A 22,432-nucleotide genomic window follows, 5' to 3' on the forward strand; every position below is an offset into this window, starting at 1 on the left:
GCGGATGGCAGGCGCGGGCGATAAGGGGCAGGCGCACACCGTGGCCCCATTGCGCGGTGCAGCTCCATGTCACGAAGCACCGAGTGGAAGATGAGCCAGCAGCCGAACCTCGCGCCGATCCCGGAACTCTATGTCAACGCCGACTCGGCGCAGAAGCTCAAGGCCGACGCCGGCGAGATGCTGTCGTGGGACCTGACCCCGCGCCAGCTGTGCGATGTCGAGCTGCTGATGAACGGCGGCTTCTACCCGCTCAAGGGCTTTCTGACCGAGGCCGACTATGACGGCGTGGTCGAGAACATGCGGCTGTCCTCGGGCGGGCTGTGGCCGATGCCGATCACCCTGGACGTCAGCCAGGAGTTCGCCGACAAGATCGAGCCGGGCACCGACATCGCGCTGCGCGACCAGGAAGGCGTGATCCTGGCCATCCTGTCGGTCACCGACAAGTGGGTCCCGAACAAGAAGCGCGAGGCCGAAAAGGTCTTCGGTGCCGACGACCTGGCCCATCCCGCTGTCAACTACCTGCACAATGTCGCAGGCCCGGTCTACCTGGGCGGCCCGATCACCGGCATCCAGCCGCCGACGCATTACGATTTCCGCGCCCGCCGCGACACGCCGAACGAGCTGCGCGCCTTCTTCCGCAAGATGGGCTGGCGCCGGATCGTGGCCTTCCAGACCCGCAACCCGCTGCACCGCGCCCACCAGGAACTGACCTTCCGCGCTGCGCGCGAGGCGCAGGCGAACCTGCTCATTCACCCGGTCGTCGGCATGACCAAGCCGGGCGACGTGGATCACTTCACCCGCGTCCGCTGCTACGAGGCCGTGCTGGACAAGTATCCGGCCGCGACCACGCACCTGTCGCTGCTGAACCTGGCGATGCGCATGGCCGGCCCGCGCGAGGCGGTGTGGCACGGCATGATCCGCCGCAATCATGGCCTGACGCACATGATCGTGGGCCGCGATCACGCCGGTCCGGGCAAGAACAGCCAGGGGCAGGACTTCTACGACCCCTACGCCGCGCAGGACCTGTTCCGGCAGTACCAGGACGAGATCGGCATCGAGATGGTCGACTTCAAGCAGATGGTCTACGTCCAGGAACGCGCCCAGTACGAGCCTCGCGACGAGGTCGAGGACGGCGCGACCATCCTCGACATCTCGGGCACCGAACTGCGCCGCCGCCTGCGCGAGGGGCTTGAGATCCCCGAGTGGTTCAGCTTCCCCGAGGTGGTGAAGCAGCTGCGCCGCACCTCGCCGCCGCGCGACCAGCAGGGCTTCACGGTGTTCTTCACGGGCCTGTCGGGCTCGGGCAAGTCCACCATCTCGAACGCGCTGATGGTCAAGCTGATGGAAATGGGCGGCCGTCCCGTGACGCTGCTGGACGGCGACGTGGTCCGCAAGCACCTGTCGTCCGAACTGGGCTTCTCGAAGGAGCACCGCGACATCAACATCAAGCGCATCGGCTATGTCGCGTCCGAGATCACCAAGAACGGCGGCATCGCCATCTGCGCCCCGATCGCGCCCTACACGGCGACGCGCCGTGCGGTCCGCGAGATGGTCGAGCAGTATGGCGCCTTCGTCGAGGTCCATGTCGCCACCTCGCTGGAAGAATGCGAGCGGCGAGACCGCAAGGGCCTCTACAAGCTCGCCCGCGAGGGCAAGATCAAGGAGTTCACGGGCATTTCGGACCCCTATGAGGAGCCGCAGAACCCCGAGCTGCGCGTCCAGACCGAAGGCGTGGACGTGGACTATGCCGCCCAGCAGGTCCTGCTGAAGCTGGAACAGATGGGCCTGATCGGCCTGTCCTGAGCCGCCCATTGACAACACCGCCGCCCCCCGGTCCAACCGGAGGGCGTTTTTCATTGGGGTGCCGATGACCGATCCCGTCCTGATCCTGACGATGAAATGGGGTACGCTCTACGGCGCCGAGGACGTGAACCGCCTGGCCCGGCAGGTCCGCCGTCACCTTGCGCGGCCCCATCGATTCATCTGCTTCACCGACGACGCGACCGGGATCGGCGAAGGGGTCGAGGCGCTGCCCCTGCCCGAACTGGGCCTGCCCGCGGGCCACGGCGATACGCGCTGGCGCAAGCTGGCGCTGTTCCGGCGCGACCTGGGCGGCTTCGCGGGGGCGACGGCGCTGTTTCTGGACCTCGACCTGGTGGTGGTGGACGACCTCGGGCCGTTCTTCGACCTGCCGGGCGACTTCCGCATCATCCGCGACGACGACCTGTTCCGGCCGAAGCCCCTTCGGCAGATCAACCCGGCCCGCGACCGCTTCCTGCATTCGGTCGGCAATTCCTCGGTCTTCCGTTATCGGGTGGGGGCGCACGCCTATATCCTCGACGCCTATCTGGCGGACCCGGCGGCGGCGACGAAGGGCTACGAGATCAGCCAGCAGTTCCAGAGCGCGCAACTGGCCGCGCATGGGCACCTGAACTACTGGCCGCGCGGCTGGTGCGTCAGCTTCAAGAACGATTGCGTGGGCCGGGGGCTGGGCAGCTACCTGCGCGACCCTGCCTGCCCGGAGGGGGCCAAGATCGTGCTGTTCGCGGGCGATCCCAAGATGGCCGATGTCTTCACCGGCAAGGGCGGCAAATGGTATCGCCGCATCGGCAACATCGACTGGCTGCGTGCGGCATGGCAGGCATGATCGCGGACGCCTTCCGGCGCTGGAAGCAGGACCGCCGGCTGGCGCGGGCCGAGGCTGAGATCCTCTCCCGCCGCCTTGATCCGGCACCGCACGGGCTGAACAGCCCCCTGATCGTCAGCCTGACCAGCTATCCCGCGCGCTTCGGCTCGCTTCACCTGGTGCTGCGTTCGCTTCTGGCGCAGAGCGTGCGGGCTGACCGCGTGGTCCTGTGGCTGGACGAGAGCGACGAGCGCCTGCTTCCGCCCGCCGCCACGGAACTGGGAATCGAGATACGGGTCTGCCCCAACTGGCGGTCCTACAAGAAGATCGTGCCGACTCTGGCGGAATGGCCCGACGCGCATGTCGTGACCGCCGACGACGATGTCTATTACGGACCGGACTGGCTGGCCGGGCTGGTGCGCCATGCCGGGGCGGGCGTGGTATGCCACCGCGCCCATCGCGTGGCACTGGGCGCGGGGGGCATTCCGCGCCCTTATGCGGACTGGCAGCGCAACATCGACGCGCCGGACCGCTCGACCCTGGTCTTCCCGACCGGGGTGGGGGGCGTCCTTTATGCGCCGGGCGTCTTTCACCAGGATGTCTGCCGCGAGGACCTGTTCCAGAGACTCGCTCCGACAGCGGACGATGTCTGGCTTTACTGGATGCACCAGCTTCGTGGCAGCCAGCCTGCCAAGATCGGCGGTCGCTTCCGGATCACCGAATGGCGTGGCACGCAGGCGCAGAACCTGCGTGCCGGGAACCTGGCCGGGGACGGCAATGATCTCGCGGTCCGCGCCCTGATCGAGCACTACGGTTTTCCGGTGGAAGGCCGGAACGCGCCGGCCTAGTGGACGCTGACCGGCTCAAGCTCGTTCTGGCGTGCCAGGACGAAGGCCAGCTTGCGGTCGGCGACCAGTGCAAGGCGTTCGCCATCCACACCGTGGACGGCGTAAAGCGCGTCCAGTTCGGGCGCCTGGGCGCGAACCTCGTGGGGCAGGCTGTCCATGGCGACGCGGCGGATATAAACGGTGTTGCCGTGGACGGGCGGAAAATCATGTTTCATGTTCATTGCGATCCCCTTCACTTGCGGCTGATCGGTATGGTCTTGACGATGCCTTGCGGCGTGACGCGCCGCAGGTCGATATGCAGCAGCCCATTTTCCAACGCGGCAGCCTCGACCTCGATCCCTTCGGCCAGCACGAAACTGCGCTGAAAGGCGCGGGCGGCGATGCCGCGATGCAGGAAGACCCGTTCGTCGGCCCCCTCGGCCTGTCGCCCGCGGATCACCAGCTGCCGGTCCTCGACCGTCAGCGACAGGTCGTCCTCGGCAAAACCGGCGACGGCCAGGGTGATGCGGAACCCGTCCGGGGCGCGATGCTCGATGTTGTAGGGCGGGTAGCCTTCGGCCCCCTTGGCGGCACGTTCGGCCAGCCGTTCGAGCTGGTCGAAACCCAGCAGATAGGGGTGGGTGCCCAGGGTCATCTTGGTCATCGGCGTCCTCGGTCAACAAGCGACTGCTTCGGTCCGGCCCCGTTGCGGCGACCGGTCCCGGACCAAATATGTGGACTGAGGCATCTTCTCGCAAGTGCCCGCTAAGTTTTGCTTAGCAAAGCAAAAATCTGCGCGTATGCTGCGACTGCGCAAGGCAGGCCGAAGCAGACGATGAACGCCCACCACGAGATGTCGCCCGAGGAAATCGCCCGCACCCGGCTGGAAGGCCTGCGGCGCGAGCACCGTGAACTGGACGAGGCGATCGCCGGCATGGCGGTGGGCGGGGTCGTGTGCAGCCTGACGCTGGGGCGGATGAAGCGGCAGAAGCTCGCGCTGAAGGATCGCATCGCCCGGCTGGAAGACGAGCTGACTCCCGACATCATCGCCTGATTGCACCCGTCCGCGCCGCCGGTATGATGCGGGCTTTCCGCGAAGGGGGCAGGGGATGACGGTTCCGGTCGGCATCATCATGGGCAGCCAGTCCGACTGGGCCACGATGAAGGAAGCGGCGGCAGTTCTGGACGAACTGGGCGTGGCCTATGAGACGCGCATCGTCAGCGCCCACCGGACGCCCGACCGGCTGTGGGACTATGGCCGTTCCGCCGTGGACCGCGGCCTGAGGGTCATCATCGCGGGGGCAGGAGGCGCGGCGCATCTGCCCGGCATGATGGCCTCCAAGACCCGTGTCCCCGTGATCGGCGTCCCGGTCCAGACCCGCGCCCTGAATGGCGTCGATTCCCTTTACTCCATCGTCCAGATGCCCAAGGGCTATCCCGTGGCCACCATGGCCATCGGCGCGGCAGGCGCGGCCAACGCGGGGCTGATGGCCGCCGCGATCCTCGCGCTGGACGACGCGGACCTTGCGCTGCGGCTGGACGACTGGCGCGCGGCGCTGTCCGCCTCAATCCCGCAGGAGCCCGTCGATGACTGAGACCCTGAAGCCCGGCGCCACCATCGGCATCCTCGGCGGCGGCCAGTTGGGCCGGATGCTGTCGGTTGCGGCCAGCCGCCTGGGCTATCGCTGCCACATCTTCGAGCCCGGTCCCGCGCCTGCCGCCGACGTGGCCCACCGCCTGACGACCGCTCCCTACGAGGACGAAGCCGCCCTGCGCGACTTCGCGGCGTCAGTCGATGTCGTCACTTATGAATTCGAGAATGTCCCCGCGGCCTCGCTGGACCTGATCGAAAGCCTCGCGCCGATCCGCCCCAACCGCCGCGCGCTGTCCGTCAGCCAAGACCGGCTGGACGAGAAGGACTTCCTCACCGGCCTCGGCCTGACCACCGCTCCCTATGCCCGCGTCGATTCGACCGAGGATCTGACGACAGCGATGCAGGGAAAGGACCGCGCGATCCTCAAGACGCGAAGGTTCGGCTATGACGGCAAGGGGCAGGTCCGCATCGCGGCGGACGACGACCTCGCCGCCGCTTGGGCACAGGTGAACGCGCCGGCGGTGCTGGAAGGCTTTGTCGAGTTCACCGCCGAGATCAGCGTCATCGTCGCACGCGGACAGGACGGCGCGGTCGCGGCCTATGATCCCGGCCTGAACGTCCACCGCGAGGGCATTCTGCGCACGACCACCGTGCCCTGCGGCCTGCCGGCGCGGCTGATCCCCGACGCCGTTCTGATCGCCAGCCGCATCGTCACCGCGCTCGATTATGTGGGCGTCATGGGGGTCGAGCTCTTCGTCACGCCGCGCGGCTTGGTCGTCAACGAGATCGCGCCGCGCGTCCACAACTCGGGCCACTGGACCCAAGCGGGCTGCGCCGTGGACCAGTTTGAGCAGCATATCCGCGCCGTGGCGGGCCTGCCGCTCGGTGACGGCAAGCGCCACGCCGACGTGGTGATGGAGAACCTGATCGGCAACGACATCGACCGCCTGCCCGACCTGCTGCGCCAGTCCGACACCCAGGTCCATCTGTATGGCAAGGCCGAGGCGCGCCCCGGCCGCAAGATGGGCCACGTCAACATCATCCGGCGCTGACGCCCGCGCACCACCAGCGGGCTTCCTTTCTGACCCAAATACCCGTTGCAGCGGTGCCATCGGGCGCACCGCCACCAGTTCAGGCCCGAGGCAGCACCTCGCGCAGATAGCGCACCATGTTGCCGCCCATGACCTTGGCGATCTGCGCCTCGGACAGCCCTTCGTCCATCAGCGCCTGTGTCAGCGCGGGCAGTCCCGCCGCATCGAAGGGCACGCCGACCGAGCCGTCCCAGTCGGACCCCAGCGCCACGTGATCCTCGCCCACCAGCGCAATCGCTGCGGCGATCGAGGCCGCAATCCCTGCCGGGCTGTCGTTGCAGGTCACATCGGGCCAGAAGCCGATGCCAATGATCCCGCCGCTGCTTGCCACAGCGCGCAGCATCTCGTCGGGAAGATTCCGCAGCGTGTTGCAGACCCCATGCACGCCGGTATGGCTGATGATCGGCCGCGTCCCCGGTAGCGCCAGCACGTCGCGGACCATCCGCGGCGAGGCATGGGCAAGGTCGATCACCATGCCGCGCTGAGCAGCCTCGGTGACAACCGCGCGGCCGAAGTCGGTCAGCCCCGCCTGCGACTGCCCGTGCAGCGATCCGCCAAGCTCGTTGTCGAAGAAATGCGTGAGGCCGATCAGGCGATAGCCTGCGCCCTCGAGCACGGCGAGGTTGCCCAGGTCGCCTTCCAGCGGATGGGCGCCCTCGATCCCCAGAATCGCGCCGATCACGCGCCGGTTGGCGGCACGGTTCGCCAGCACCGCGTCCAGGTCGTCACGGCTGCGGATCAGCCGCAGGCGGTCGGGTTCAGCCTCGACGAGGTGACGCAGCCGGGCGGCCTGGTCGAGCGCCCGCTCCTTGAGGCTGAACCAGGTCTGCACCGGGCGAAGCTGACCGATGACCAGCGGCGTGATGTTGTCCGGGGCCTCGGTGTCGTTCTCGGCATAGTTCTGGCCGCGCGGACTGCGGGTGACGGCGGTGAAGACCTGAATCGCGACGTTGCCCTGATCCAGACGTGGCAGGTCCACATGGCCCTCGGTGCGGCGCACCGACAGGTCGCGGCCCCACAGAAGCGCGTCGGCGTGCAGGTCGCCGATGACCAGCCGGTCATGCAGCGCCTGCGCCTTGGCTGAAACCGGCCACTCGGCCTCGGCCGTGACTGGGTTCAGCCGGTCTGCGACGAGGCGCGGGCCGAAGACGGCGACGGCCGCAACCGCCAGCACGACCATCGCCGTCAGCACCCCCAGGACGCGGGCAAGGCGGCCCCGGCGGCGCTGGCGGAAGGGGTCGCGCGCCATCCGCTCAGGCTTCCATCGCCTCGAGCTCGTCGATGAAGCCCTCGATCATCGACAGGCCCTTGTCCCAGAAGGCCGGGTCCGCCGCGTCCAGCCCGAAGGGCGCCAGCAGTTCCGAATGATGCTTGGACCCGCCGGCCCGCAGCATGTCGAAGTATTTCGCCTGGAAGCCCTCGGGCTGCGCCTCGTAGGCCGCGTAAAGCGCGTTCACCAGCCCGTCGCCGAAAGCATAGGCATAGACGTAGAAGGGCGAGTGCACGAAATGCGGCACATAGGTCCAGAAGCTCTCATAGCCCGGCATGAACTCGAAGGCGTCGCCCAGGGATTCATGCTGGACCTGCATCCAGATGGCGTTGATGTCGTCGGGGGTCAACTCGCCCTCGGCGCGCGCCGCGTGGAGCCGGCATTCGAAGTCGTAGAAGGCGATCTGGCGCACGACCGTGTTGATCATGTCCTCGACCTTGCCCGCCAGCAGGGCCTTGCGCTGGGCAGGGTCCTCGGTCTTGGCCAGCAGCGCGCGGAAGGTCAGCATCTCGCCGAAAACGCTCGCCGTTTCCGCCAGCGTCAGGGGCGTCGAGGAGAGCAGTTCCCCCTGTCCCGCCGCGAGCCGCTGGTGGACGCCGTGGCCCAGCTCATGCGCCAGCGTCATCACGTCCCGCGGCTTGCCGAGGTAGTTCAGCAGCACATAGGGGTGCGCGTCGGTGACGGTCGGATGCGCAAAGGCGCCCGGAGACTTGCCCGGCTTGACGCCCGCGTCGATCCAGCCCTTCTCGAAGAAGGGCTCGGCCAGCTTCGCCAGTTCAGGGTCGAAGCCCGCATAAGCGTCCAGCACCGTCTGGCGCGCCTCGTCCCAGTTGACCAGCCGGGGACTTTCCTGCGGCAGCGGCGCGTTACGATCCCAGACCTGCAGCTTGTCGAGGCCCAGCCACTTCGCTTTCAGCCGGTAATAGCGGTGCGACAGGCGGGGATAGGCCGCGACCACGGCATCGCGCAGGGCTTGGACGACCTCGGGTTCCACATGGTTCGACAGGTGCCGCGCGGTCTGCGGCGTCGGCATCTTGCGCCACTTGTCCTCGATGGCCTTTTCCTTGGCCAGCGTGTTGTGGATGCGCGAAAACAGCTTGACGTTGTCGCCGAAGACCTGCGCCAGCGCCTTCGCGCCCGCCTCGCGGCGCGAACGGTCGTGGTCGGTCAGCAGGTTCAGCGTGGCTTCCAGCCCCAGTTCCTCGCCGTCCACGTCGAAGGTCAGCGCGGCAGTCGTTTCGTCGAACAGCCGGTTCCAGGCGGCGGCGCCCACGACCGAGTTGTCGTGCAGGAACTTTTCCAGTTCGTCCGACAGCTGATAGGGGCGCATCGCCCGCATCCGGTCGAAGACCGGCTTGTAGCGCGACGGCCCGCAAGGGGCGCTGAAGGTCTGCGCGAAGACGTCGTCGGGGATGCGGTTGAATTCCAGGCTGAAGAAGACCAGCGGGGTCGTCATGTCCGTGATCTTCGCCTGCAGGTCGCCCAGAGCCTTGGCGCGGGCCGCGTCCGTGGTGTTCTGGTAATAGCGCAGGCCCGCATAGGACATGATGCGCCCGGCGATCAGGTCGATCTCCTCGTACCGCTGGATGCATTCCAGCATCTCAGCGGGGGTCAGGCCGGCCAGCTTGCCCTCGTAATCGGCGGCGAAGCTGGCGCAGGCGGCCTGCAGCCGCCCAAGGTCGCGGGACAGTTCCGGGGCGTCGGGCGAGGGGTAGAGGTCCGTCAGGTCCCATTCCGGCAGGTCCCCCAAGGCCAGGGCGCCATGGGCTTCGACGTCGCGCATCAGGCTGTCGCGCAGGGGCAGGCGGGTCATGGGCGTCTCCATTTTCAGCGTTGCCCAACATCTGTCCCTTGAAGGCCGCCGGTTCAACCCGTCGCGCAGGCGATTGCCAGACTGCCACGCTGCGCCTAGCCTCTCGCCCGACGACCCAAGGGGAGAGTTCCATGTCCGACAGCGACCGCCCGCAAGCCTTTGACACGCTTGCCATCCATGCAGGTTCCGCGCCCGATCCGGCGACCGGCGCGCGGCAGGTGCCGATCTACCAGACCACCGCCTACCAGTTCCGGGATGCCGAGCATGCCGCGCGGCTCTTCGGACTGAAGGAGGTGGGCTACATCTATTCCCGCTTGACCAACCCGACCGTGGCCGCGCTGCAGAACCGCGTGGCGGCTCTGGAAGGCGGGGCGGGGGCGGTCTGCTGTTCCTCGGGGCACGCCGCGCAGATCATGGCGCTGTTCCCGCTGATGGCGCCGGGCAGGAACATCGTGGCCTCCAGCCGGCTTTACGGCGGCACGGTCACGCAGTTCAGCCAGACGATCCGCCGCTTCGGCTGGTCCTGCCGCTTCGTCGATCTGGAAGACCTCGACGCCGTCCGCGCGGCCATCGACGAGGACACGCGGGCGATCTTCTGCGAATCGATCTCGAACCCCGGCGGCTATGTCACGGATATTCCGGCCATCGCGGGCATCGCCGACGCGGCGGGCGTGCCGCTGATCGTGGACAACACGCTGGCGACACCCTGGCTGTGCCGCCCGATCGAGGCGGGCGCCACGCTGGTCGTCCACAGCCTGACGAAATACCTGACCGGCAACGGCACGGTCACGGGCGGCGCAGTGATCGACTCGGGCCGCTTCGACTGGTCGGCATCGGACAAGTTCCCCTCGCTGTCCGCGCCCGAGCCCGCCTACCACGGGCTGAAGTTCCACGAGACCTTCGGGCCCGCCGCCTTCACCTTCCATTCCATTGCCATCGGCTTGCGCGACCTCGGGATGACGCTGAACCCGCAGGCCGCGCATTACACGCTGATGGGGATCGAGACGCTGGGCCTGCGGATGCAGCGCCATGTCGAGAACGCCCAGACGGTGGCCGAGTGGCTGGCCGCCGATTCCCGCGTGCAGGAGGTCAGCTACGCGGGCCTGTCCGACTCGCCCTGGAACGAGCGGGTGCAACGGCTTTACCCCAAGGGGGCAGGGGCGCTGTTCACCATCCGGCTGAAGGGCGGCTATCAGGCCTGCGTGGAGATGATCGGGCGGCTGAAGATGATCAGCCACGTGGCGAACCTGGGCGACGCGCGGACGCTGGCGATCCACTCGGCCTCGACCACCCACAGCCAGCTGACCGAGGCCCAGCAGATCGCGGCGGGCGCGGGGCCGGACCTCGTGCGGCTGTCCATCGGCATCGAGGACGCGCAGGACATCATCGCCGACCTGGACCAGGCGCTGGGCTGAGCCCCTTGGCGTCTATCCCCGCGGCCCCAGCAGGATGACCGCGGCCCCGGCAAGGCACAGCAGCCCCCCGATCGCATCCCAGCGGTCGGGAGGCACCCCTTCCACGGCCCAGAGCCACCCCAGCGAGGCGCAGATATAGAGGCCGCCATAGGCCGCGAAGGCCCGCCCCGCCGCATCCGCCGGCACCCGCGTCAGCAGGACGGCAAACAGCGCAAGGCTTGCCATGCCGGGCAGCAGCCACAGCCAGGACCTGTCCAGTCGCAGCCACGCCCAGAAGGCGAAGCACCCTGCGATCTCGGCAAAGGCGGCGATGGCGTAGAAGACAGCCGTCATGCCCGCGCCCCGCCTTGCGCGGCGCTGATCCGCGATGGCGATGTCGCGGAATGGACAAAGCGAAGGTCCGGCGAACCCATGTCCTCGACCAAGAGCAGGCCGCCATGGCGTGAGAGCATCAGGACATCCCCTTGGCTTGATCCTGCAGAGTCCTGCTACGCCGGCCTTCATCTCGCAACCGGAGGAACGTGCAGGTCGCCTGGGGACTGACGGATGCGAACACCAACGTCCCAGCCCAACCGCCGCCAAGGACAGAGCAAGTGCTGCCGCATCTGAGCCTCTGGTCGCCAGCTGCCAGGGCAGGGCTTTCTGGGATCACCCAGGCGGCGGCAATCACGCCTCCCGGGCAGAAGCCCTTTCAGCCATGCTCCGGGCCAGAAGCGCCTTGGCCTGCGGCGTCAGCTCGCGGTCGCAGGCAGTTTCGACAAGCCTGATCTGCTCGGGCGTGAGGTAATCGGCGAAGCCGCCCACCTTGCCGCGCCGCATGCGCCGGCTTTCAATGTCGCTGCGGTCGTATTCGTGGCCCGGCAGCCCCTTTGCCAGTTCCAGCTCCTGCATGTTCTGGAAGCGAGCGGCCTCGACGGCCTTGTCCAGGATCTCGGGCCTGGTTTCCACGCCCAAGAAGGACAGAACTCTTGCCGTCTGGCCATGCGGATCGTCGGAAAGCTCCTCGTAGCTGACCACGACATGCCTGCGCCCCCGCAGACCGGCGGCCCAGTCGTTCAGGTACTTCGCCAGCGAGGTGACACCCTGCCCGGGGTCCTTCAGGAATCCGTCGATGTCGCCCGAAAAGCGGTGCTTCTGGCGCGTGGCGTGGAAATAGGACGACACCATCACGTCCCTTGGATCGCGAACCATGAAGATGACGGGATGGTTGCGGAACCGCCGGCGCGAATAGGGCAGGTGGCTGACGGGGACGAGGGGCGGCCTGGGCCGGTGGCGGGCATGGGCAAAGGCGGGCAGCCCGCGTTCCCGGTCCATGTCGAAATTCGGCATGACGCCGAACATCGAATACAGGTCCGGCCTTGCCTTCAGGTCGAAGGCGTCCGCCAGATAGGTCGACAGGATGAAGCGGAACCACGTCCGGCCGGACTTGGGATAAGAGGCCAGGACCGCGTCGATCCGGCCGGAATGATATGCCATCCCGACGCCGTTCGCGGCACGCTTCCACATGATCTGCGGCGACTTGAACAGTTTGGTCATGAGAACTGCTTTTCCACGAATGCTTCCCCTTCACCCGATTGAGGTTCGACCGCGCGTCCCGTTCCCGCCGTGCCCCCGCGCAGCGCGATGACGGCGCGTGCAAAGACCAGGGCGCAGATGCCAAGGAAGGCGAACCCCGACAGCAGTCCCAGACAGCTGGCGGCGATGACGCCGTAGTGGGGGACCACGAGGGGGATCGGGATAAAGAAGACAGCCGCCGTGATGATCGAGACGGCCGTCAGCTGGCCCACCCTGCCCACGGTCTGCAGCGCCGAGCCGAAGATCTTTCCGATCAGGAACAGGCAGGCCCCGGCAAGCTGGACAAGGATGTTCGGAAGGGCGGCAACATATTCCGGCCCGAAGGCGAAGGCGACCAGCGGTTGTCCGACCAGCGCGACAAGCCCCACGCCGCAGAGGCCAAGACCCAGAAGCATCGCGACCGAGGCGAAGACGAAGCGCAGCAGGTGCCCGAGATCGTACCGCGCCATCAGCTCGCACATGCGGGGGTAAAGAACGAGCTGCACCGGGCTTCCCAGCCGGATCACCAGCATCGCGAAGCGCTTCGCCAGCACGTAGAAGCTCAGCTCGGCAGGACTGACGAAGCCGCCCAGGGCCGCGATGTCGAACTGCCGCGTCGAGTTTCGCGCCAGCACGTTGAGGTTCGAGGCCATGATGAACCGCCACAGGCCTCCGCCCTCTTGCGTCACCCCGGTCAGCGGCGTGCCCAACAGCCCGGACCCAACCCTCTGCCGCAAGAGAGGCCAGCAGTAGAAGACGGGCAACAGGCGCTCGAGGCAGGAAACGGCGCAGAGGAGAAGGACAAAGGCCGTCAGGTCCCCGCCCGCGACGAACAGGACGCCTGTCATGACGAGGCGGAAGACCGACGCCAGGACGGTCACCCGCGCGTAAAGGCCGAAGCGGCCGAACAGGCGGAAAAGTGCGGTAACGGTCATGGGCGCGGGAAGAAGAAAGGTCAGGCAATAAAGCACGACCAGCGGCTGCACCTTTGCGTCGAAACCGAACCAGCCGCTCAGCAGGGGCAGGCAGGCCAGCGCCGCCGCCGCGGCAAGCACCGAGCCGCCGGCATCGAGAAGGAAGCCGAACTTCAGAAGCCTGCGGAACGGCAGTTCATGTGCCCTGTCGCGGTGCGGCATGCCCATGCGGATCAGGGCCTGGCTGGGCTCGAGCCGCAGGACCTGGTCGAACATCCGGCCGTAGGCCTCGATCAGGACAAGCAGCCCGAGCCCCGCTGGCGACAGCGCCTGCGAGGTCAGCGCAAAGGTTCCGAGCGTCAGGATCGCAATCGCGGCATTGGAGGACAGAATGACGACCAGGCTGCCAAGCAAGCCCTCGGAGGAGCGGGAAAACGATCGTTTGAGCCGCCGTCTTATTCGACGCATTTGCAACTGCCAGATGAAAATGCAGCGCGTCGGGAAGGGACAGAGCAGACGGAAACACGCCCGCTTGTCCATGGACCTATTGAAATAAAATCAGAAAACGATCCGAAGGCCGGCTTGCGCCGAAGCTGACTTGCCTGGAAAAACGCAGCACTCACAACATCTCCAGATCATGATTGGAGCCTAGGTTTGGAACAGAACAAACCGTTGCCGTTCATGATAGGAGGGACATGAAATTTCGCCAGCTTTTCTTTTGGCGATTGTAATGGGCTGAATGGAAGGGTGGGCCAACGACCAGCTTCGTGCCCCAAGGCAGTTGTAGAGGCGCCGAGGCTGACCACCTCTGCTCCCCTTTCGCACTGTCCCCGTGCACCGTGGAGCCATCTGAGGGTAACAGTCTGTGCAGGATCACACGCCCGCCATCACCCTGAGAATGCCCCAAGGGGTCACCCCTCCTTCCAAGTATGCAGAACAGGTGAGCTTGGTCTGCTTGGCGGCCTGCAAGAGGCGAGGGCTTGCTCTCCGGCAAACAGCGGAGAGATCCGCTTAGTGCAGCGGATGGGATGTGGAAAGCCAATCCAAGCCTCGCCTGAAGGCGAGTTCTTGTGCAGCATTATCGAGGAGATTTGGTGGAGCCAAGGGGAGTCGAACCCCTGACCTCTTGAATGCCATTCAAGCGCTCTACCAACTGAGCTATGGCCCCACCGGAGGTCTCGGGCTGCAGCATCTGCCGCCCGCGTGGGGGGTCGTATAGGGGCAGCCGCAGCAGGGCGCAAGCGGAAAAATCACGCTCGTGCAAACAACGGCGGATATTCGGTCCAATCGTTTGTTTGGAAATGAAAAAAGGGGCCCGAAGGCCCCTTTTTTGTCACGTTTGTCCGGCGATCACTCGTCGTCCGGCTCGGCAACGTCGGCGATCTCGTCCAGCGAGACGTCGGCGTCATCATCCTCGTCCAGCAGATCGTCGTCGATCTCGCCGGTGTCGGCGGCATCGTCCAGATCGTCCTCGATCACGTCATCCGTCTCGGTGTCGCGCGCCGCCGTCTTTTCGGCGATCATCGAGCGCGTGCGGGCGCTGGTCAGGCTTTCCGCCGAGAACTCGGACCCACAGGCCGGGCAGGTCATTGGGTCGTGGCGCAGGTCGTAGAAGCGGCTTCCGCAGGTGGGGCAAAGGCGCTTGGTGCCCCATTCCTCTTTGGGCATGGTGTTCTCTTTTCGCCAAAGGTCAGGTAAATCCGGCCTCCCCTGCCACAGGGCATGAGGGGTGTCAAAGGCTTTTGCCTCGGGGGCAGGGAGGCAAGGATGGGCACGGTGATCCTGAAGGACGGCACGCCCGTCACCCTGCGCCGGACCGCGCGGGCGCGGAGGATGACGCTGCGGGTGTCGCGCCGGGACGGCACCGTCACCCTGACCCTGCCGCCGCGCCTGCCCGAAGCCGAGGCGCTGGCCTTCCTGGACGACCGCCGCGACTGGCTGGCGCGCGCGCTGGAGGGGATCGAGCCGCCCCGCCCCGTGGCTTTCGGCGCGGCGCTGCCGGTCGAGGGGCGGCCCTTGCTGCTGACCCCGGCGCCGGTTCGTGCCCCACGGGTCGAGGGCGAGGCGCTGCTGCTGCCTCGGGGACGGCCCGTGGCGGTGACGGCGGCGGCCTTCCTGCGAACGCTGGCGCAGGCGCGGCTAGCGGAGGCCAGCGACCGCCATGCGCGCGCGCTGGGCTGCCGATTTACCGCCCTGGCGCTGCGTGACACGCGCTCGCGCTGGGGCAGCTGCACCCACGAGGGGCGGCTGATGTATTCCTGGCGGCTCGCCATGGCGCCGCCCCCGGTGCTGGACTATGTCGCCGCCCATGAGGTCGCGCACCTGGCGCACATGGACCATTCCTCTGCCTTCTGGGCGGCGGTGGAGCGGCTGCTTCCCGGTTACGAGAGGCAACGGCAATGGCTGCGCCAGCATGGCGGCAGCCTGCATGCCTGGCGCTTCCGCGAGGATTGAGGCACCGGGGGCGCTGCCTCAGGGGCGGAACATTTTCCAAACAGATGATGATGCGGTGAGAGCGCGGATTTCCGCCCTGCGGCATAAGGAAAATTGACAGGCGCACTGGATGTGATCACAACGCAGTCCATGGCCACTCCTCGCGCCCTCGCCCCGTCCCCTCCCGCCGCGCATGAGCGGCTGTATCGGGCCCTGAGGACGCGGATCATGCTGGGGGAACTGCCGCCCGGCCGGGCCCTGACTTTGCGCGGGATCGCCGCCGAGGAGCGCGTCAGCATGACGCCCGCGCGTGAGGCCGTGCGGCGACTGGTGGCCGAGGGTGCGCTGACGCTGTCGGCCTCGGGGCGCGTCTCCACGCCCGCGCTGTCGGTCGAGCGGATCGAGGAGCTTGCCGCCCTGCGCGCGCTGATCGAGCCGGAACTTGCCAGCCGCGCCCTGCCGCGCGCGCATTTTGCGCTGATCGACCGGCTGGCCGCGATCAACACCGCCATCGGAGAGGCCGCGCAGAACCACGACGCGGTCGGCTATATCCGCACGAACCTGGAATTTCACCGAACGCTCTACCTGCGCGCGCAGGCGCCCGCGATGCTGGCGATGCTGGAAACGATCTGGCTGCAGCTGGGGCCGACCATGCGCGCCGTCTATCAGCGGATGCGCCGGAACGAGGCGCCGCGCCACCACCGCATGATCCTGGCCGCGCTGCGGGCGGGCGACGAGCCCGCGCTGCGTCTGGCCGTGCGGACCGACGTCACGCAGGGCCTGCGCCATCTGCTGCCCGCCCCGGCCGAAGCCGGGCGCTGATCAGACTTCCTCGATACGCAGTTCGACCGGCTCGCCCTCGACGACGCCGGTGCGGGGCAGGGCCTGCATGGCGTGTTCGATGGCCTCGGGCGTGGTCTTGTGGGTGACGATCAGCACCGGGGCCGCGCCCGAAGCATGACCGTACTGCCGCATCCGGTCGATTGAGATCCCTGCGTCGCCCAGCACCGTCGCCACCTTGGCCAGCGCCCCCGGCTTGTCGGCCAGCGTCAGCCGCAGGTAATAGGCTGCCGGTACCGCCGTCCGCGCAGGCTGGGGGGTGTCCAGGGTCGTGGCGGGCTGGCCGAAGACAGGCATGCGCACGCCGCGCGCCAGTTCCACGATGTCGGACAGGACCGCGCTGGCGGTTGGCCCTTCGCCGGCGCCCGCGCCGCGCAGGACGATCTGGCCGACCGCATCGCCCTCGATCACCACCATGTTGGTGCCGCCCTCCAGTTGCCCCAGCGGGCTGTCGCAGGGCACAAGGCAGGGCGACATCCGCTGTTCCAGACCACGGCCCGTCATCTGCGCCACGCCCAGCAGCTTGATGCGATAGCCCATGTCGGCGGCGCGGCTGATGTCGTCGATGGACACGCGCTCGATCCCCTCGATCTCGACGCCTTCGAAGGCGACCTGGGTGCCGAAGGCGATCGAGGCGAGGATCGCGAGCTTGTGGCTGGCGTCGATGCCGCCCACGTCCAGCGTCGGATCAGCCTCGAGATAGCCGAGGCGTCGGGCTTCCTCGAAAACGGTCTCATAGGGCAGGCCCGCCGACTGCATGCGGGTCAGGATGTAGTTGCAGGTGCCATTCATGACGCCCATGACGCGCTTGATGCGGTTGCCCGCCAGGCTTTCGGTCATGGCCTTGATGACCGGGATGCCGCCTGCGACCGCCGCCTCGAAGCGGATGGTGCGGCCCTGCGCCTCGGCCCGCTCGGCGAGAGCCTGCCCGTGGACGGCCAGCAGCGCCTTGTTGGCGGTGACGACGTCCTTGCCTTGGTCCAGCGCCAGCTCGATCAGTTCGCGTGCGGGGCCCTCGTCGCCGCCGATCAGTTCAACGACCACGTCCACGTCGTCGCGCAGGGCAAGGTCGCGCGCCTGGTCCACCCAGGCATAGCCCGACAGGTCGGCGTCGCGGTTGCGCGTCCGGTCGCGCGCGCAGATGGCGGTGATCCGGACCGGGCGGCCCGAGCGCAGCGCGATCAGGTCGGGGTGGTTCTGGATGATCTTGACCACGCCGATCCCGACGGTCCCCAGACCGGCGATGCCAAGGCGCAGCGGCGCGGGCGAGGGGGTGGGGGACATGGAAAGCCTCGTGTCAGGAATGGGGCGCAGGGGTCGCCGGGGTGTTAGCGCGGGGTAGATGGGTTGGCAACGCGGGCGCTTACAGCCAGCGCCGGGTGCGCGCGGCCCAGGCCTCGAAACCGGCGGCGTCGCGGGCACGCAGCCATGCTTCTTCCTGCCGGATGAACATGCGGTCGATCACCAGAAGGAAGCCGGGCACCAGCACCAGTGCGGCGAGGGGCTGCCAGACAAGGCAGAGCCCCGCCACGATCAGCAGATCGCCCAGATAGATAGGGTTCCGCGTGAATCGGAAAATGCCATCCGTGACCAGTGCCGTGGGCTGCCGCGTCGGATCGACCGTCGCGCCCGCGCGCAGCATCGTCACCGCCGCGACTGCCATCAGCGCAAGCCCGGCCCCCACCAGCGCCCACCCCGGCAGAGGGGCGGTCGGCATCGGCGCAAGGCGTCCGGCAAGGAACGCCAGCCCGGTGAAGATCACCAGCCAGACCTGCGGATAGGCAAACAGCTTCCGTATCACTCCGACACTCCGTTGCCGTCGTCCAGCGCGTGGATGAAGCGGGCGACCCGGCGCGCGGCATCCAACGTCATCGCGCGGATCGCCGCAAGGTCGCTGGCGTCTAGGGTATCCTCGAAGATCTCGCCTTGAGTGTTTGCAAAGCGTGGCTGCCAGCCGCCTGCTGCGGGCGTCCATGCCGCGTGGCACAGCAGGTTGCGCCAGTTCTTGATCTCGTCCAGCTGCCCCAGCAGTTCGGGGTCAGCCACGTTCTCGCGGGCGAGTGTGCGTTCCAGCCGCTCGATCAGCGTGCCCAGCGAATCCGCCGCAACGTGGTCCATCCGCCGCAGCCAGGCGCGGAAGTCGGCCTCGGCGATGCCGCCGGGCAGGCGATGGCGGTCGAGTGCGAAGATGGCGCGCTTCAGCATGTCCTCGACATGGCCAAAGCTGGCGATGGTCTGGCCCAGCTCGGCTGCCAGCGGCGCGGGCAGCTCGTGCCAGACGGCGGGGGCTCCGTCTATTCGCGCCACAGCCTGCCGACCCAATCGGCGGGGCGGAGATAATGGCGCAGGTGCCGAGGCAGGCTTTCGCGCCGCCGTCCGTCGAAGCCGGCGCGCAGGTGGTCCGCCGGATCGCGCGGGGTGTCCTTCTCGCTCCACCGGCCGAGAATGGCGTCGGGCGGGTTCAGGCTGCCCGCAAAGATGACGATCCTGGCGCCCTTGGGGATGCGCGGCGCACGCCAGTAGCGAGCCGGGAAGGCGGGCACGCAGTCGGCGCGGAAATGGACAACCCAGCCTTTGGGCCAGAACTTGACGCCGTCCGGCGCGCGGCGGGTGACGAAGCGCTGCTCGAAGCGGTATTCGTCGGCGACCGCCTGAGGGTCGGCGCGGAAGATCTGCTGCAAGGTGGCGAGCTTGCCCACCCGCATCCGGTAGACCGAGGTCTGGCCCAGCTTCTCGAAGGGCTTCACCTTCTGGGGGTTGGTGGCCAGCACCGTGTCCTCGGGATCGCCGAAGGAGAAGAAACCGTCGAGGTTTCCGACGATCACCACGTCGAGGTCCAGAAACAGCACCGTTCCGGTGATGTCGCCCAGATCCCCCCACAGCCGCGACTTGGGCCATTTGCCCAGCGTGTTCTTCGGCGGCTCGTAGTCGAAGCGGGGCAGGGGGCGAACGGCGATCTCGGGGTGCAGGCCGGTGCCGTCGTCGGTGAAGCAGACCAGCCGGAAGGGCGGCGTGATGTTGCGCGCGATCATCCCCCGCAGGCGGTTGACGTATTCGGGGCCGAACTTTGTGCCCCACTTGATGCAGATGATCTGCTTGATCGTGCCGGTCATGGGCTCAGTGGTCGCACGGAGGACCGGCTGCGGCAAGCACCCGAAGCAGGGGCTTCGCCCCTCGGCCCCTTGCGGGACCTCACCCTAGGATATTTGGGCGAAGAAGAAACTGCTGGCCGGCTTCCTCTTCGCTCAAACGGCCCCGAGGCAGGGGCAAGAGCCCTGAAGCGGGAGCCCCTGGTCCAGCGGCGACGCAAGGGCCTCAGCCCCGTCGTTCGCGGACGATCCCCAGGATCTCGCGCGCGGCGGCCGGGATGTTGGTGCCGGGGCCGAAGATCGCGGCCACGCCCGCGTCGCGCAGGAAGGCATAGTCCTGCTGCGGGATCACGCCGCCGCAGATGACGATGATGTCGTCCGCGCCCTGCGCCTTCAGCGCCTCGATCAGCTTCGGGGCCAGCGTCTTGTGGCCCGCAGCCTGCGAGGAGATGCCGACGATGTGGACGTCGTTGTCGATGGCGTCCTGCGCGGCTTCCTCGGGGGTCTGGAACAGCGGGCCCACGTCCACGTCGAAGCCGATGTCGGCAAAGGCCGTGGCGATCACCTTGGCGCCGCGGTCGTGGCCGTCCTGGCCCATCTTGACGACCAGCATCCGGGGACGGCGGCCTTCTTCCTCGGCAAAGGTTTCGACGTCGCGCTGGATTTGGGCGAAGCCCTCGTCGCCCTCGTAGGCGGCGCCATAGACGCCGGCCAGGGTCTTCACCTCGGCCCGGTGGCGGCCGAAGACCTTTTCCATCGCCATGCTGATCTCTCCCACGGTTGCACGGGCGCGGGCAGCCTCGACCGCCGCTTCCAGCAAGTTGCCGCCCTCGCGCGCGCGGCGCTCGACCTCGGCCAGCGCCTGATCGCAGGCGGACTGGTCGCGGGTCCCCCGGATGCGCTCCAGCCGCTCGATCTGGCTGCGGCGCACGGCCATGTTGTCGATGTCGAGGATGTCGATCGGGTCTTCCTTGTCCTTGCGGTACTTGTTGACGCCGACGATCACTTCCTCGCCGCGGTCGATCATGGCCTGCCGCCGCGCCGCGGTTTCCTCGATCCGCAGCTTGGGCTGGCCCGAGGCGACCGCCTTGGTCATGCCGCCCATCGCCTCGACTTCCTCGATGATGGCCCAGGCCTTTTCGGCCAGTTCGGCAGTCAGGCTTTCCACGTAATAGGACCCGGCCAGGGGATCGACGACATGGGTGATGCCCGTTTCCTCCTGCAGGATCAGCTGAGTGTTCCGGGCGATGCGAGCCGAGAAATCCGTCGGCAGCGCGATCGCTTCGTCCAGCGCGTTGGTGTGCAGCGATTGCGTGCCGCCAAGGGCCGCGCTCATCGCCTCATAAGCGGTGCGGATCACGTTGTTGTAGGGGTCCTGCTCCTGCAGGGACACGCCCGAGGTCTGGCAATGCGTCCGCAGCATCAGGCTGGACGGCTTCCTGGCCCCGAACTCGGTCATGATCCGGTGCCACAGCAGGCGCGCGGCGCGCAGCTTGGCGATTTCCATGAAGAAGTTCATGCCGATGGCAAAGAAGAAGGACAGACGCCCGGCAAAGGCGTCCACGTCCATGCCCGCCGCGATGGCCGCGCGGACATATTCCCGCCCGTCCGCCAGCGTATAGGCCAGTTCCTGCACGAGGTTCGCCCCGGCTTCCTGCATGTGATAGCCGGAAATCGAGATCGAGTTGAACTTTGGCATCTCGCGCGAGGTGTAGCCGATGATGTCCGCGATGATCCGCATCGAGGGCTCGGGCGGATAGATGTAGGTGTTGCGGACCATGAACTCCTTGAGGATGTCGTTCTGGATGGTCCCCGACAGCACCGAGCGGTCGTGGCCCTGCTCCTCGCCCGCCACGATGAAGTTCGCGAGGATCGGGATCACCGCGCCGTTCATGGTCATCGACACCGACACCTTGTCCAGCGGGATGCCGTCGAACAGGATCTTCATGTCCTCGACGCTGTCGATGGCGACGCCCGCCTTGCCGACGTCGCCTTCCACGCGCGGGTGGTCGCTGTCATAGCCGCGGTGGGTCGCTAGGTCGAAGGCCACCGACACGCCCTGTTGCCCGGCGGCGAGGTTGCGGCGGTAGAAGGCGTTCGACTCCTCGGCGGTCGAGAAGCCCGCATATTGCCGGATCGTCCAGGGACGGCCGGCATACATCGTCGCGCGCGGGCCGCGGGTGAAGGGCGCGACGCCGGGCAGGCTGCCCATGTGATCCAGCCCCGCCGTGTCCGCCTCGGTATACAGCGGCTTGACGGTGATGCCTTCCAGCGTGTCCCAGTTCAGCGTGTCGGGATCGGCGCCCTTCAGTTCCTTCGAGGCGAGGCTGCGCCAGAGATCGAGGTCGGGGGTCCGGGTCATGGCTTGGTCCTTTCCGATGCGACCGCAGTCGCTATATTCTGAAACATGACGATCTGGATTTGGAAAATGTCGGGCCTGGCGCTGGCGGCGGGGCTGGGAACGCAGGCTCTTGCCATGGGCGCGCCTACGCCTCCGCCCGAGCCGGTCCGTGTCGAACGCGCGGCCCCCGCGCGCCCCGTCGCAGCCCGGGCGCCGGATGCCGGCGTCCCCGCGCCCGGCCCGGCCGAACTGGACATCCGTGCGGCTGCCGAGGTTTCCCCCGAGTCGCTTCTGTTCGAAAGCCGCCCCGTCATCGTCTTTGCCGATACCGCGCAGGAGCCCGCCTTCATCACGCAGATGGAGCTTCTGGCCCGCGATCCGGCCGCGATGGCGCGGCGGGACGTGGTCGTCATCACCGATACCGACCCCGCTGCCAACTCGGCCTGGCGGCAGAAGCTGAGGCCGCGGGGGTTCGCGCTGATCATCCTCGACACCGACGGCACGGTGATCGACCGCAAGCCCTTTCCGTGGGACACGCGCGAGATCGGCCGGGCGATCGACAAGACCCCCGTCCGGCGCGAGGAGACGCGGGCCAGCGGCGGGCGATAGGCGTTGCGCGCGATTT

Annotated in this window: 23 protein-coding genes and 1 tRNA gene; 10 read left to right on the top strand and 14 right to left on the bottom strand. The window is 67.5% G+C overall.

Annotated features, from left to right (window positions below):
- Window positions 1–90: 90 nt before the first annotated feature.
- The 3 genes from ACFFII_RS10810 to ACFFII_RS10820 all read left to right on the top strand — a co-directional run bounded on the left by ACFFII_RS10810 (window position 91) and on the right by ACFFII_RS10820 (window position 3,474).
- Entirely contained in the window at window positions 91–1,803 is a 1,713-nt protein-coding gene (locus tag ACFFII_RS10810) for a bifunctional sulfate adenylyltransferase/adenylylsulfate kinase (protein WP_377699007.1), read from the top strand.
- Window positions 1,804–1,867: 64 nt separating this feature from the next.
- A complete protein-coding gene (locus ACFFII_RS10815) occupies window positions 1,868–2,647 on the top strand; it encodes a hypothetical protein (RefSeq protein WP_377698895.1) in 780 nt (259 codons plus the stop codon).
- Window positions 2,635–3,474 carry a glycosyltransferase family 2 protein gene (locus ACFFII_RS10820; RefSeq protein ID WP_377698896.1) on the top strand — a complete coding sequence of 280 codons (840 nt, stop codon included), beginning with the start codon at window positions 2,635–2,637 and terminating at the stop codon, window positions 3,472–3,474. The genes ACFFII_RS10815 and ACFFII_RS10820 overlap by 13 nt, the downstream gene beginning before the upstream one ends.
- Here the strand turns inward: ACFFII_RS10820 and ACFFII_RS10825 are convergent.
- The gene (locus ACFFII_RS10825; protein WP_377698897.1) at window positions 3,471–3,695 is read right to left on the bottom strand and encodes a DUF1150 family protein; all 225 of its coding nucleotides are present in this window, start codon (window positions 3,693–3,695) and stop codon (window positions 3,471–3,473) included. The two genes, ACFFII_RS10820 and ACFFII_RS10825, sit on opposite strands and share 4 nt — an antisense overlap.
- Before the next feature lie 11 nt (window positions 3,696–3,706).
- Window positions 3,707–4,117 carry an Hsp20 family protein gene (locus ACFFII_RS10830; protein ID WP_090755545.1) on the bottom strand — a complete coding sequence of 137 codons (411 nt, stop codon included), beginning with the start codon at window positions 4,115–4,117 and terminating at the stop codon, window positions 3,707–3,709.
- Window positions 4,118–4,288: 171 nt separating this feature from the next.
- Between ACFFII_RS10830 and ACFFII_RS10835 the strand changes: the two genes are divergently transcribed.
- Genes ACFFII_RS10835 through ACFFII_RS10845 form a run of 3 tightly spaced genes read left to right on the top strand, consistent with a single transcriptional unit; the run spans window position 4,289 to window position 6,099 of the window.
- Window positions 4,289–4,507, top strand: coding sequence for a YdcH family protein (locus ACFFII_RS10835; protein WP_377698898.1), 219 nt, complete (start codon window positions 4,289–4,291; stop codon window positions 4,505–4,507).
- A 55-nt stretch (window positions 4,508–4,562) separates the two neighbouring features.
- Complete coding sequence (gene purE / locus ACFFII_RS10840; RefSeq protein WP_377698899.1) at window positions 4,563–5,048, top strand: 5-(carboxyamino)imidazole ribonucleotide mutase; 486 nt, start codon at window positions 4,563–4,565, stop codon at window positions 5,046–5,048.
- Window positions 5,041–6,099, top strand: a complete 1,059-nt coding sequence (locus ACFFII_RS10845) for a 5-(carboxyamino)imidazole ribonucleotide synthase (protein ID WP_377698900.1) — start codon at window positions 5,041–5,043, stop codon at window positions 6,097–6,099. The genes purE and ACFFII_RS10845 overlap by 8 nt, the downstream gene beginning before the upstream one ends.
- A 79-nt stretch (window positions 6,100–6,178) precedes the next feature.
- Here the strand turns inward: ACFFII_RS10845 and ACFFII_RS10850 are convergent, their stop codons facing one another.
- Window positions 6,179–7,387: a dipeptidase gene (locus ACFFII_RS10850; protein ID WP_377698901.1), complete on the bottom strand. Its 1,209-nt coding sequence runs from the start codon at window positions 7,385–7,387 to the stop codon at window positions 6,179–6,181.
- Between the two features lie 4 nt (window positions 7,388–7,391).
- Complete coding sequence (locus ACFFII_RS10855) at window positions 7,392–9,191, bottom strand: M3 family oligoendopeptidase (protein ID WP_377699008.1); 1,800 nt, start codon at window positions 9,189–9,191, stop codon at window positions 7,392–7,394.
- 161 nt (window positions 9,192–9,352) lie between these two features.
- Between ACFFII_RS10855 and ACFFII_RS10860 the strand changes: the two genes are divergently transcribed.
- Window positions 9,353–10,636, top strand: a complete 1,284-nt coding sequence (locus ACFFII_RS10860) for an O-acetylhomoserine aminocarboxypropyltransferase/cysteine synthase family protein (RefSeq protein WP_377698902.1) — start codon at window positions 9,353–9,355, stop codon at window positions 10,634–10,636.
- Window positions 10,637–10,648: 12 nt separating this feature from the next.
- On the opposite strand, the gene ACFFII_RS10865 is transcribed toward ACFFII_RS10860, so the two are convergent.
- From ACFFII_RS10865 to ACFFII_RS10885, 5 genes are all read right to left on the bottom strand, one after another.
- Window positions 10,649–10,969: a YnfA family protein gene (locus ACFFII_RS10865; RefSeq protein ID WP_377698903.1), complete on the bottom strand. Its 321-nt coding sequence runs from the start codon at window positions 10,967–10,969 to the stop codon at window positions 10,649–10,651.
- A 333-nt stretch (window positions 10,970–11,302) separates the two neighbouring features.
- On the bottom strand, window positions 11,303–12,172 hold the full coding sequence (locus tag ACFFII_RS10870; RefSeq protein ID WP_377698904.1) for a sulfotransferase domain-containing protein: 870 nt from the start codon (window positions 12,170–12,172) through the stop codon (window positions 11,303–11,305).
- Window positions 12,169–13,572: a lipopolysaccharide biosynthesis protein gene (locus tag ACFFII_RS10875; protein WP_377698905.1), complete on the bottom strand. Its 1,404-nt coding sequence runs from the start codon at window positions 13,570–13,572 to the stop codon at window positions 12,169–12,171. The genes ACFFII_RS10870 and ACFFII_RS10875 overlap by 4 nt, the downstream gene beginning before the upstream one ends.
- Window positions 13,573–14,196: 624 nt before the next feature.
- A tRNA-Ala gene (locus ACFFII_RS10880) sits at window positions 14,197–14,272 on the bottom strand.
- 182 nt (window positions 14,273–14,454) lie between these two features.
- A complete protein-coding gene (locus ACFFII_RS10885) occupies window positions 14,455–14,772 on the bottom strand; it encodes a TIGR02300 family protein (protein ID WP_090755520.1) in 318 nt (105 codons plus the stop codon).
- A 99-nt stretch (window positions 14,773–14,871) separates the two neighbouring features.
- On the opposite strand from ACFFII_RS10885, the gene ACFFII_RS10890 reads away from it, so the two are divergent.
- Both ACFFII_RS10890 and ACFFII_RS10895 read left to right on the top strand, forming a co-directional pair.
- On the top strand, window positions 14,872–15,558 hold the full coding sequence (locus ACFFII_RS10890) for a M48 family metallopeptidase (RefSeq protein ID WP_377698906.1): 687 nt from the start codon (window positions 14,872–14,874) through the stop codon (window positions 15,556–15,558).
- 129 nt (window positions 15,559–15,687) lie between these two features.
- A complete protein-coding gene (locus ACFFII_RS10895) occupies window positions 15,688–16,359 on the top strand; it encodes a GntR family transcriptional regulator (protein WP_377698907.1) in 672 nt (223 codons plus the stop codon).
- Here the strand turns inward: ACFFII_RS10895 and ACFFII_RS10900 are convergent, their stop codons facing one another.
- The 5 genes from ACFFII_RS10900 to scpA all read right to left on the bottom strand — a co-directional run bounded on the left by ACFFII_RS10900 (window position 16,360) and on the right by scpA (window position 21,828).
- Window positions 16,360–17,661 carry a homoserine dehydrogenase gene (locus ACFFII_RS10900; RefSeq protein ID WP_377698908.1) on the bottom strand — a complete coding sequence of 434 codons (1,302 nt, stop codon included), beginning with the start codon at window positions 17,659–17,661 and terminating at the stop codon, window positions 16,360–16,362. It lies immediately after the preceding gene.
- 79 nt (window positions 17,662–17,740) lie between these two features.
- Complete coding sequence (locus ACFFII_RS10905; protein WP_377698909.1) at window positions 17,741–18,178, bottom strand: methyltransferase family protein; 438 nt, start codon at window positions 18,176–18,178, stop codon at window positions 17,741–17,743.
- Window positions 18,175–18,684, bottom strand: a complete 510-nt coding sequence (locus tag ACFFII_RS10910; protein WP_377698910.1) for a hypothetical protein — start codon at window positions 18,682–18,684, stop codon at window positions 18,175–18,177. Before ACFFII_RS10910 ends, ACFFII_RS10905 begins: the two co-directional genes overlap by 4 nt.
- Window positions 18,672–19,490 carry a glycosyl transferase gene (locus ACFFII_RS10915; RefSeq protein WP_377698911.1) on the bottom strand — a complete coding sequence of 273 codons (819 nt, stop codon included), beginning with the start codon at window positions 19,488–19,490 and terminating at the stop codon, window positions 18,672–18,674. Before ACFFII_RS10915 ends, ACFFII_RS10910 begins: the two co-directional genes overlap by 13 nt.
- 202 nt (window positions 19,491–19,692) lie before the next feature.
- Complete coding sequence (gene scpA, locus ACFFII_RS10920; protein WP_377698912.1) at window positions 19,693–21,828, bottom strand: methylmalonyl-CoA mutase; 2,136 nt, start codon at window positions 21,826–21,828, stop codon at window positions 19,693–19,695.
- 45 nt (window positions 21,829–21,873) lie between these two features.
- On the opposite strand from scpA, the gene ACFFII_RS10925 reads away from it, so the two are divergent.
- Window positions 21,874–22,416 carry a DUF4174 domain-containing protein gene (locus ACFFII_RS10925; protein WP_377698913.1) on the top strand — a complete coding sequence of 181 codons (543 nt, stop codon included), beginning with the start codon at window positions 21,874–21,876 and terminating at the stop codon, window positions 22,414–22,416.
- The last annotated feature ends 16 nt before the right edge of the window (window positions 22,417–22,432 follow it).

The sequence above is a fragment of the Paracoccus niistensis genome, assembly GCF_042432925.1.
Lineage (GTDB): Bacteria > Pseudomonadota > Alphaproteobacteria > Rhodobacterales > Rhodobacteraceae > Paracoccus > Paracoccus niistensis.

Excerpts from the sequence above, each read along its gene's own strand:
- ACFFII_RS10810 (WP_377699007.1), top strand. The coding sequence starts at position 91 with ATGAGCCAGCAGCCGAACCTCGCGCCGATCCCGGAACTCTATGTCAAC.
- ACFFII_RS10815 (WP_377698895.1), top strand. The coding sequence starts at position 1,868 with ATGACCGATCCCGTCCTGATCCTGACGATGAAATGGGGTACGCTCTAC.
- ACFFII_RS10820 (WP_377698896.1), top strand. The coding sequence starts at position 2,635 with ATGGCAGGCATGATCGCGGACGCCTTCCGGCGCTGGAAGCAGGACCGC.
- ACFFII_RS10825 (WP_377698897.1), bottom strand. The coding sequence starts at position 3,695 with ATGAACATGAAACATGATTTTCCGCCCGTCCACGGCAACACCGTTTAT.
- ACFFII_RS10830 (WP_090755545.1), bottom strand. The coding sequence starts at position 4,117 with ATGACCAAGATGACCCTGGGCACCCACCCCTATCTGCTGGGTTTCGAC.
- ACFFII_RS10835 (WP_377698898.1), top strand. The coding sequence starts at position 4,289 with ATGAACGCCCACCACGAGATGTCGCCCGAGGAAATCGCCCGCACCCGG.
- purE (WP_377698899.1), top strand. The coding sequence starts at position 4,563 with ATGACGGTTCCGGTCGGCATCATCATGGGCAGCCAGTCCGACTGGGCC.
- ACFFII_RS10845 (WP_377698900.1), top strand. The coding sequence starts at position 5,041 with ATGACTGAGACCCTGAAGCCCGGCGCCACCATCGGCATCCTCGGCGGC.
- ACFFII_RS10850 (WP_377698901.1), bottom strand. The coding sequence starts at position 7,387 with ATGGCGCGCGACCCCTTCCGCCAGCGCCGCCGGGGCCGCCTTGCCCGC.
- ACFFII_RS10855 (WP_377699008.1), bottom strand. The coding sequence starts at position 9,191 with ATGCGCGACGTCGAAGCCCATGGCGCCCTGGCCTTGGGGGACCTGCCG.
- ACFFII_RS10860 (WP_377698902.1), top strand. The coding sequence starts at position 9,353 with ATGTCCGACAGCGACCGCCCGCAAGCCTTTGACACGCTTGCCATCCAT.
- ACFFII_RS10865 (WP_377698903.1), bottom strand. The coding sequence starts at position 10,969 with ATGACGGCTGTCTTCTACGCCATCGCCGCCTTTGCCGAGATCGCAGGG.
- ACFFII_RS10870 (WP_377698904.1), bottom strand. The coding sequence starts at position 12,172 with ATGACCAAACTGTTCAAGTCGCCGCAGATCATGTGGAAGCGTGCCGCG.
- ACFFII_RS10875 (WP_377698905.1), bottom strand. The coding sequence starts at position 13,572 with ATGCGTCGAATAAGACGGCGGCTCAAACGATCGTTTTCCCGCTCCTCC.
- ACFFII_RS10885 (WP_090755520.1), bottom strand. The coding sequence starts at position 14,772 with ATGCCCAAAGAGGAATGGGGCACCAAGCGCCTTTGCCCCACCTGCGGA.
- ACFFII_RS10890 (WP_377698906.1), top strand. The coding sequence starts at position 14,872 with ATGGGCACGGTGATCCTGAAGGACGGCACGCCCGTCACCCTGCGCCGG.
- ACFFII_RS10895 (WP_377698907.1), top strand. The coding sequence starts at position 15,688 with ATGGCCACTCCTCGCGCCCTCGCCCCGTCCCCTCCCGCCGCGCATGAG.
- ACFFII_RS10900 (WP_377698908.1), bottom strand. The coding sequence starts at position 17,661 with ATGTCCCCCACCCCCTCGCCCGCGCCGCTGCGCCTTGGCATCGCCGGT.
- ACFFII_RS10915 (WP_377698911.1), bottom strand. The coding sequence starts at position 19,490 with ATGACCGGCACGATCAAGCAGATCATCTGCATCAAGTGGGGCACAAAG.
- scpA (WP_377698912.1), bottom strand. The coding sequence starts at position 21,828 with ATGACCCGGACCCCCGACCTCGATCTCTGGCGCAGCCTCGCCTCGAAG.
- ACFFII_RS10925 (WP_377698913.1), top strand. The coding sequence starts at position 21,874 with ATGACGATCTGGATTTGGAAAATGTCGGGCCTGGCGCTGGCGGCGGGG.